This window comes from Pseudomonas fluorescens, assembly GCF_902497895.1.
Lineage (GTDB): Bacteria > Pseudomonadota > Gammaproteobacteria > Pseudomonadales > Pseudomonadaceae > Aquipseudomonas > Aquipseudomonas fluorescens_BP.
Genome location: NZ_CABVHQ010000068.1, coordinates 22,028 through 31,160, shown reverse-complemented (window position 1 = coordinate 31,160; position 9,133 = coordinate 22,028). Strand labels below are relative to the sequence as shown.

The following is a 9,133-nucleotide window of genomic DNA, read 5'->3' as shown; positions in this document are numbered from 1 at the left end:
GCAGCCTATCGGCAGCTCCTACGCCGACCGGTCCACCTGCAATCTGGTGCGTGCACACAATCCCCCTGTAGGAGCTGCCGCAGGCTGCGATCTTTTGATCCTGCATTTGCGGCGCCCCCGAAAAGATCGCAGCCTATCGGCAGCTCCTACGCCGATCGGGTCCACCTGCAACGCTTCCAAAACAAGCCACACGGAGTAAGAACGCACGTATGACGTGCAGTTTCGTTACCTTGTGAAGCCCATGTTTCACGGGCGACACAAAGAAAAGCGTTTCCCATATAAACAATTGTTTTTGTTGGGTTTTTATCAAGAAAATTGAACGCCAAACAACTGGCATAGTTCCTGCAAAATCAACAACGAGTTCATATGCAATACGCCGTATTACTTATGAAACAATAAAAACACAACCGCACTCTAGTACAGCAACACTCGAACCTGCCCGCCAGTTGCCACATTCAGGCAAGCGGAAAAGTGTTGCCGGTCACTTTGTAGCGCTGAACTTTGCAGGGGAGGTCAAGATGAAAAATTACGTCATATGCCTGGGGTTGATGATGAGCAGTTGCGTCAGTTTCGCAAGTGAACCTGGTCCCGCTGCGCCTATGCCGCCGATTGCCGGGAAAAAGCCGTTTCCGCATATTGCCTGGCGCAGCGATGACGGGGCAAGCAGCCTGGATATCGGCGGTGCGTTGCGGACCAACTACCGCGACGAGCACTGGGACACCACCGAAAACAACGGTCGGTTTCTCTTCGACACCTTCCGCCTCGATGTGCAGGCCTCCTACAAAAACCTCTACAGCGATGTCGGCTACTGGTTCCAGGATGACGGCAAACGTTCCATCGACCGCGGTTTCGTCGGTTACCGCCTGAACAACAACTCGAACCTGCAACTGGGCGCGCCGTTCAAGCCGTTTGGCCTGGAACCTTACCCGCAATTCGGCTGGAGCTATCACCTGCCGTTCTTCATGGGCTATGGCTCAAGCGCAGGTTCAGGTTTGAAGTACAGCTACAAGGATCAGGACTGGGATGTGCAACTGGCCTATTTCCCCCGCATGTTACCTTCCGATATACGTTATTCGCCGGAAGTCGGGCGTTACGCTGACCTCAAGGACAATGCGATCGCCTTCACCCAGTCGCGCCAGGACAACGAGAAGCGTAACCAGATCAACGCCCGGGTCGCGCGGACCTTTACCCATGATGGCTGGAAAACCGAAATCGGCGCATCGGTGGCTGCCGCCCAACTGTACAACGCCACCACCAGGGACGACGGCGACTACTGGGCCGGTGGGATTCACGCCATTATCAACGCTGGCCAGTGGAGCGTTACCACCCAGGGCATCCGCTATGAGTACGACCCGAAAAACCCGGCGGGTGTCAGCGAAGATTCGGTGCTGATGGGCGGCAACGGCCTGACTCCAGCGTATCTGATTGCCTCCAAAGCCACCATTGCCTCGCTGAACATCGGCTATGACATCCTCACGCCCAAACTGGGGCAGTTGAAGAAGATCAAACTGTACAACGACTACAGCCGCATGATGAAAGACCAGAGTGGCTGGGACGATTCGCAGATGTACACCGTCGGCGCGCAGTTCCTGGCCATGCCGATCATCGCCTGGGTCGACCTGACCTGGGCAAAGAACGCCAACCCCTACGGCAGTGCGGAAAACGGCACGGGTTTTACCAGCACCAGCTCGGTCGGCAGCAATGATTGGTACTACCGGACCAATATCAATATTGGCTACTACTTCTGACGAGTCCCCTGTAGCCGCTGCGCAAGCGGCTACAGGGATTGCGCTGGCCTGTCGGATATCAACCGCTGAGCGGGCACCTCGGTGGAGCCTCTGGCATAGGCGCTTCGATTCGAAAAAAATTCTTTCGGCAGAATCCAATCCGCCATAAGTTGACCTACATTAAATTTGTCGTGTCACTACTGGCCAGCCCGGTCGTCCGTGCGCGTTCGGACAAACCTGCGCTGATTCAAACAGGATTCAGGGTCCTGGTTCACTATGCGATACTGTTGAATCTCTTGTCAGCGCACGGTCATTTCTCCATGACTTTCCAGCGCATTATCTCCTGCAGAATCAGGGGATTAGGGTGAAGCCCAAGCAAGGAGCGCCACCACGTAATGGAGTCTGGAATGAGCCACATGCCGATTGATGAACCCGACACCGCTTGCGAGGCTTCCTATAACCTCACAAACAAGGGCCTGGGTTTGCCAGCCACTCACGAAATGGGCGTGCAGGACATCCTTGAAGCCCTGCCCGAGGCCGTTTACACCACGGACGCGAACGGGCTGATAACTTTTTTCAATACAGCCGCGACTACCCTATGGGGGGTTAGTCCCGACCTTGGGAAAAGCGAGTTTTGCGGTTCCTGGAAGCTCTATTGGCCTGACGGCACTCCCCTGCCCCATGACGAATGTCCAATGGCCATTGCGTTAAAGGAGCGGCGCCCGGTCAGAGGGCTTGAGGCCATTGCGGAGCGCCCGGATGGCACGCGTATTCGCTTTCGGGCGTTCCCCTCGCCGATCTTCGATACGACTGGAAACCTCATCGGCGCCGTTAACATGCTGGTCGATCTCAGCGACCAGGTAATCGCTGACGAAGCCTCGCGCAGACATGATGCAATCGTCGAATCCTCCGACGATGCAATTGTTGCCAAGGACCTGAACGGGACGATTATCAACTGGAACAGTGGCGCCCAGCGGCTCTTCGGTTATACGGCCGAAGAGGCCATCGGCAAACCGGTTGCCATGCTGATTCCGGCTGATCGACAAGATGAAGAACCCGGCATATTGGAACGCATCCGTCGAGGCGAGCGCATCGAGCATTACGAAACCATCCGTCGCCGCAAGGACGGCAGCCTTGTCGAGATATCCCTGGCCATCTCCCCCATCAGAAACCGCGAGGGTCGGATCATCGGCGCGGCCAAGATCGCCCGCGACATCACTGAACGCCGACAGGCAGAAGAACAGAAAGATCTGCTCATCAGAGAAATGGATCACCGGGTGAAGAATCTGTTCGCGCTGGCTAACAGCGTTGTCTCGCTGAGCGCCCGTTCGGCCACGACGCCCGCGGAACTCGCCTCCGCCGTTTGTGCGCGGCTCAATGCATTGGCGCGCTCGCACGCGCTGACCATCGCCCATGGTCTCAACAGTGAGCAGCCAACAACCTTACATACGCTGATTCAAACGATCGTCGCGCCTTATGCAGGTGGAGACGACAACCGTCAATCACGCGCTTTCGTTACCGGCCCGGACATCTCGATTGCCGGCAGTGCAGTCACCAGCTTCGCTCTGCTGTTGCATGAGTTCGCAACAAACGCCGCAAAATATGGAGCCCTTTCCTCATCCGAAGGGTTTTTGGAGATCTCCTGCAGTGAGATCGGGGATCTGTTTACCATCGAGTGGAACGAAAGAAACGGGCCTGTTATTGACCAGGTACCCGATGGTTTTGGTTTTGGCTCCCTGCTCGCCAAGGCAACAATGCGTGGTCAGCTTGGTGGCGAGATTACCCGTGACTGGAAGCGCGAAGGTCTGTCGATCAGGCTGGTGGTTGCAAAAAGCTCCTTCGGTACCCAGTAACTGCAATGGGAGAGCGCTTTTTCAGCTGCGGTTCGCACGCTGGATCACCTGTGGTGGCTGACCAAAAGCCCTGAGAAAGGCCCGGCGCATACGCTCCCGGTCGCCAAATCCCGTAGTGCTGGCCACCACATCGATGGAGTGTCGACCGGATTCCATCATCAATCGCGCCGACTCCACCCGCAGATTCTCGATGGCTTTAGCTGGTGATTGCCCGGTCTCTGCGTGAAATACGCGACTGAATTGCCGGGGACTTAAATGGGCCGCCTCGGCCAAATCTTCCACCGACAGATCGGACTGCAGATTCTGCTTGGCATAGGTCAGGGCGGCCTGGATGCGATCGGTCTTGGGGTGGAGTTCCAGCATCACCGAAAACTGTGATTGCCCGCCTGCTCGCCGGTGGTAGACCACCAACCGCTTGGCCACCAGCCTTGCAACCTCGGCGCCCAGATCGTTCTCCACCAGAGCAAGCGCCAGGTCGAGGGCCGCGCTCATGCCCGCGGAGGTCCAGATCGTCCCGTCGTTGATGAAGATGCGGTCTTCCTCCACCTTCACTTGCGGGTAAATTCTCTGGAGTTCTCGTGCGTGAAACCAGTGAGTCGTCGCCCGGCGACCATCGAGCAGGCCAGCTGCCGCAAGCGCAAAGGATCCGGTACAGACAGCGGCTACGCGTCGGGTATCGGGACTTGCGCGACGCAGATACTCAATGACACCTGGTGTTGTCGGGATGATGACGTTGTCGCCCAAGACGATCAGCGTGTCGAAATGACGCTCATCAAATGCGCTGGTCTCGACGCCGAAGCCCACCGAGGTCTTGATCGATCCCCCCTGCTCCGACAATAGGCTGATCTGGTAGACCGGTTTGTCCGCGACAACATTGGCGAACTCAAAGGTTGCACAGATAGCGAGTCCCAGTACTTGGAATCCGGGATAGAGGATGAGACCGATATGTTGCATGACAGTAGCGCCCGGATGACCTGAAGGGGTGGTGTGTATGAAGGATCTGACGCAATCATGTTATCGCCCCGGCCATAAGTATCCGCACATCTCGTCGCAGTACACACCGAACTTGTGGCGAGGGGGCTTGCCCCCGCTGGGTCGCGCAGCGACCCCAATAATGTTACTGCGGTCTTTCAGAAAGAACTCGGCGACCTGTTTTAGGGCTGCTGCGCAGCCCAGCGGGGGCAAGCCCCCTCGCCACAGTATTCGGCAGCCCTTGGATACCTAGGCTTATCGGCTTACTGCTTCCAATGGTTCGGTAGCTACCCACTCAGGCTGGGCGCTACGCTCATGAACATGATTGTGCGCAGTGCGGTCGATCAGCAGGCTGAGCAATTCAGGACGGCTGTAGTGGCCGCGCGAATCCATCATCCGTTTGCGTTTGTCGATCAGGCTCAAGTCCAGATCCATGATTACTTCGCCTTCGCCTTCAGTCAGGGCTCCCATCACTTCGCCGTCCGGGTTGATGATTGCGCTGTAGCAGCCGCCCGAGATAGGGCCGATCGGGCAACCGGTGTCGGCCATGATCCGGGCTTGTTGCTGCGGATTCAGCCAGGCCGTGGAGTTGACCACGAAGCAGGCCGACTCCAGGGCGTGTTGGCGAATGTTGACTTCCATCTGCGAGGTAAACAGGGGACCGGCAAAAGAGCCCGGATACATCGCGGCGTGGATCTGCTCACCATCAGCCATCAGGGCGTAACGGGCCAGCGGGTTGTAGTGTTCCCAGCACGCCAGTTGACCGATGCGGCCCACCGCGCTGTCGACGGCTTTCAGCCCGGAGCCGTCGCCCATGCCCCAGATCATCCGTTCATGGTAAGTCGGGGAGATCTTGCGCCGACGTTGGATCAGGGTGCCGTCAGCATCAAACAGCAATTGAGTGTTGTAGAGGCTGCCACCATCGCGTTCATTAACGCCGATGGACACCACCATCCCCGCTTGCCTGGCAGCGGCGCCGAGGGCATCGGTGGCGGCCGAAGGCACGGTGACCGCCTGGTCCAGCAGCTTGAGATGTTCCGCGCCCATTTGAAAAGGCGACTGGACGAAGGAAAAATACGGGTAGTACCGCACGACGGTTTCCGGGAAGACGGCGAACTGCACGCCCTTCTCACCCAGCTCGAGAATCTTCTGCACAACTTTATCCACGGTGCCTTCACGACTGTAAAGCACGGGGCAGATTTGTACGGCGGCGGCTTTGACGATGGTCATGGCGGCTTTCCTCAGTGAATGCGTTTTGGCTGTCAATGAGAAAATATTACGATCGAAATATAACGACCGCAATGTCATATACCCAACCTTTTAGGTCGTACCTGTAGCAGCATCAACGCGACTGCCGAAAATCCTGCCCCCGCATAGAAGGTCATTGCTGACCCATAGGTTTGCCACAGTAGCCCTGCTACCCCACTTGCCAGCAGCATTGAAACCCCACTCAGCAGATTGAAAATCCCGAAGGCAGTGCCCTTCAACTCGGCGGGAGTCGTGTCAGCGACAAGCGTTGCCAGCAGCCCCTGACTGAATCCCATATGTAGCCCCCACAATGAGACGCCGAGCATCAGCATGCTGATCGACTCAGCGTTAGCCAGTACCAGATCTGCCAGGATCAGCAGTACCAATCCGCCCCCGAGCAGACGGGTGCGGCTCACACGATCGGAAAGCTTGCCCACCGGGTAGGCCGAGAGCGTGTAGAACAAGGCCATCACCACCATCACTAGCGGCACCCAAGTCGCGGACAGCCCGACTTGTTGAGCGCGCAAGACCAGGAACGCCTCGCTGAAACGCGCAAGGGTAAACAATGCGCCGACTATCACCACCTGCCAGTACGCCGGAGAAAACCGCTGAAGCAGTCCCAGTCGAATGGGTGAACGAAAACGGTGTGCCGGACCTGGTCCGGCATGCTCCGGTTCATCGATACCCACGACAATCAGACTGACCGCCACCAAGGCGGGGATGACGGCGATCCAAAGCACCAGCGGGATGTTTTCGTGGAACACATACATCAATGCGATCGCCAGCGCTGGCCCGAGCAAGGCACCCACGGTGTCCATGGATTGACGTAAGCCGAAGCAGGCGCCACGGATCTGCGCAGGCGATACGTCCGCGACCAGAGCATCACGGGGAGCCCCGCGAATACCTTTGCCAATCCGGTCCAGAAAACGCGCGGTGAACACCATTTCCGCGGTGTGGGCCAATGGGAATAGAGGCTTGGACAGTGCAGCCAGTCCGTAGCCGAGCAACAGCAAGCCTTTGCGTCGTCCGAAGTAATCGCTGATGGCGCCTGAAAAGACTTTAACGATCAGGGCCGTCGCCTCGGCAATACCCTCGATCAGGCCCAAGGTGATCATGCTGACCCCGAGCGTGCCCACCAGAAACACTGGCAGCAGGCTATGGACCATCTCTGAAGACACGTCCATGAACAGGCTTACAAAACCTAACGCCCACACTGTGCCGGGGATGCTACGTGTAGCGGTTGTCCTGGACATGCTCCTGGCTCCTTGGAATCACAGCACCAGTGTATGCCAGGGGCTTTACCGGGATTATGTCGCGTGAAACGCAGATCGATAAACTCTGTGTCTGAAGGTCTCCCCGGAGCGATTACATCCACCGAGCCACCATCCAGCGCACGCAAACTGACTGGCTGTGATGCCGGCAGTTTGAGGATTATGCTGCACCGCGTGACCACGGCTTTTTACTTTCCCTTTTTCAACACCCCACAGGAGCCCCCCTATGAATCTCGGCATCGCAGGACGTTGGGCACTGGTTTGTGCCGCCAGCAAAGGGCTTGGCAAAGCGTGCGCCCAAGCCCTGGTCAGCGAAGGCGTCAACGTGGTGATCACCGCCCGGGGCGAAGAGGCTCTGAATGAAACCGCCAACCAGTTGCGCGCGCTGAACCCCGCCGTGACTGTGATTGCCGTTGCCGGCGACATTTCCACTGCGCCAGGTCGAGCGGCTGCGCTGGCAGCCCATGGGCATTTCGACATCCTTGTCAACAATGCCGGCGGGCCACCTCCGGGAGACTTCCGCGACTGGGACCGGGAGGCCTGGATCAAGGCGCTGGATGCCAACATGCTCACCCCCATCGAGCTGATCAAGGCCACGGTGGATGGCATGGCCGAACGAGGTTTTGGCCGTATCGTCAACATCACCTCGAGCGCGGTCAAGTCGCCCATCGAGAGTCTTGGCCTGTCGAACGGCGCCCGCAGCGGGCTGACCGGTTTCATTGCAGGGCTGGCCCGACAAGAGAACATCGCCAGCTGCAACGTGACCATCAACAACCTGCAACCGGGTTCGTTCGACACCGATCGGCTGCGCAACAACCTGATCGAAGCCGCCGAGGGTCTTGGCCAGGACAGCGAAGCCTTCCTGGACGAATGCCGGCAAGAGATCCCGGCAAAACGTTTTGGCTCACCTGAAGAGTTCGGCGCTTTTTGCGCGTTTGTCTGCAGCGCTCATGCCAGCTACATCACCGGGCAAAACCTGTTGATCGACGGTGGAGCCATTCGCTCCATGTAGGAGCGAGCTTGCTCGCGATGGTCGTTAACGATAACGCGAAATGCCAGATGCACCTCAGCGCTCTCAGGTTTTTCGCGAGCAAGCTCGCTCCTACAGGAGGTCGCATCGACACTGGTCTTAATGACCGCATGCGGTCTTTATGACCTCCTTATCCGATAGTCATAACGACCCTCATCATTCAAACCCCATTGATTTACATAACAAAATCACTTGGTCCGTTTTTTGATCATTTCCCTTGGTTTCCACACTTCGACTCCACAAGGGGAAATATTGATGAGCAATGAATTCGAAGGTCGCCTGGCCGTAGTCACCGGTGCAAGTTCCGGCATAGGCCTGGCCGTCACCGAGCGCCTGCTGGCTCAAGGTGCTCAAGTCCTGGCGATGTCACGCCAGATCGGCGGGCTCGGGGATCTCTGCGAACGCTTTACCAAACAGCTGCACTGGATCTGCGGCGATGTCACCCAAGAGGCCGACCTGATCCGGTTGGCCAATAAGGCTTCGACCATCGGCCCGGTGGATTTCCTTGTGCCCAATGCAGGCATTGCGCAACTGGCAGACGGCCTGGACGTATCGGCGTTTGATCGGCAATGGGCGGTCAATGGCGCCGGTGCTCTGAACACCCTGGCCAGCCTGCGCAGCCAGATGGCGAAACCGGCTTCGGTGGTATTCATCGGCACTTTCCTGGCCCAGGTCACTTTTCCCGGGCTCGCGGCCTATATCGCCTCGAAAGCGGCACTGCAGGCACATGCCCGTACCCTGGCGATCGAACTGGCGCCTCTCGGTATACGCATCAACATGGTTTCCCCCGGCCCCACCGCCACGCCAATCTGGTCAACCTTGGGCTTGAACAATGAGGAACTGACCAGCGTCGCCAACGCAGTAAACCAGCGGCTTCTCGATGGCAAGTTCCTGGAGCCTGGAGCGGTTGCGGATGTGATTCTGTTCCAGCTGAGCAACGGCGCCCGCGGCGTCTATGGTCAGGACTGGATTGTCGATAGCGGCTACACCGTGCGTTAGAGTCAAACCTTGCGAGCCACAGCGGCTTGTACC

At 57.8% G+C, this 9,133-nt stretch carries 7 protein-coding genes; 4 read left to right on the top strand and 3 right to left on the bottom strand.

The window, feature by feature from the left end:
* The first annotated feature begins 518 nt into the window (after positions 1-518).
* Positions 519-1,748, top strand: coding sequence for a hypothetical protein (locus tag F8N21_RS25145; protein WP_150644698.1), 1,230 nt, complete (start codon positions 519-521; stop codon positions 1,746-1,748).
* 386 nt (positions 1,749-2,134) lie between these two features.
* The gene (locus F8N21_RS25140; RefSeq protein WP_150644697.1) at positions 2,135-3,580 is read left to right on the top strand and encodes a PAS domain S-box protein; all 1,446 of its coding nucleotides are present in this window, start codon (positions 2,135-2,137) and stop codon (positions 3,578-3,580) included.
* Between the two features lie 21 nt (positions 3,581-3,601).
* On the opposite strand, the gene F8N21_RS25135 is transcribed toward F8N21_RS25140, so the two are convergent.
* The 3 genes from F8N21_RS25135 to F8N21_RS25120 all read right to left on the bottom strand — a co-directional run bounded on the left by F8N21_RS25135 (position 3,602) and on the right by F8N21_RS25120 (position 7,053).
* Positions 3,602-4,534: a GlxA family transcriptional regulator gene (locus F8N21_RS25135; protein ID WP_150644696.1), complete on the bottom strand. Its 933-nt coding sequence runs from the start codon at positions 4,532-4,534 to the stop codon at positions 3,602-3,604.
* Between the two features lie 273 nt (positions 4,535-4,807).
* Positions 4,808-5,782 carry a nitrilase-related carbon-nitrogen hydrolase gene (locus F8N21_RS25125; RefSeq protein WP_150644695.1) on the bottom strand — a complete coding sequence of 325 codons (975 nt, stop codon included), beginning with the start codon at positions 5,780-5,782 and terminating at the stop codon, positions 4,808-4,810.
* 74 nt (positions 5,783-5,856) lie between these two features.
* Positions 5,857-7,053 carry an MFS transporter gene (locus F8N21_RS25120; RefSeq protein ID WP_224788285.1) on the bottom strand — a complete coding sequence of 399 codons (1,197 nt, stop codon included), beginning with the start codon at positions 7,051-7,053 and terminating at the stop codon, positions 5,857-5,859.
* Positions 7,054-7,297: 244 nt separating this feature from the next.
* On the opposite strand from F8N21_RS25120, the gene F8N21_RS25115 reads away from it, so the two are divergent.
* The gene (locus tag F8N21_RS25115) at positions 7,298-8,083 is read left to right on the top strand and encodes an SDR family oxidoreductase (RefSeq protein ID WP_150644694.1); all 786 of its coding nucleotides are present in this window, start codon (positions 7,298-7,300) and stop codon (positions 8,081-8,083) included.
* Between the two features lie 273 nt (positions 8,084-8,356).
* Positions 8,357-9,100, top strand: coding sequence for an SDR family NAD(P)-dependent oxidoreductase (locus F8N21_RS25110; protein WP_150644693.1), 744 nt, complete (start codon positions 8,357-8,359; stop codon positions 9,098-9,100).
* Positions 9,101-9,133 lie beyond the last annotated feature (33 nt).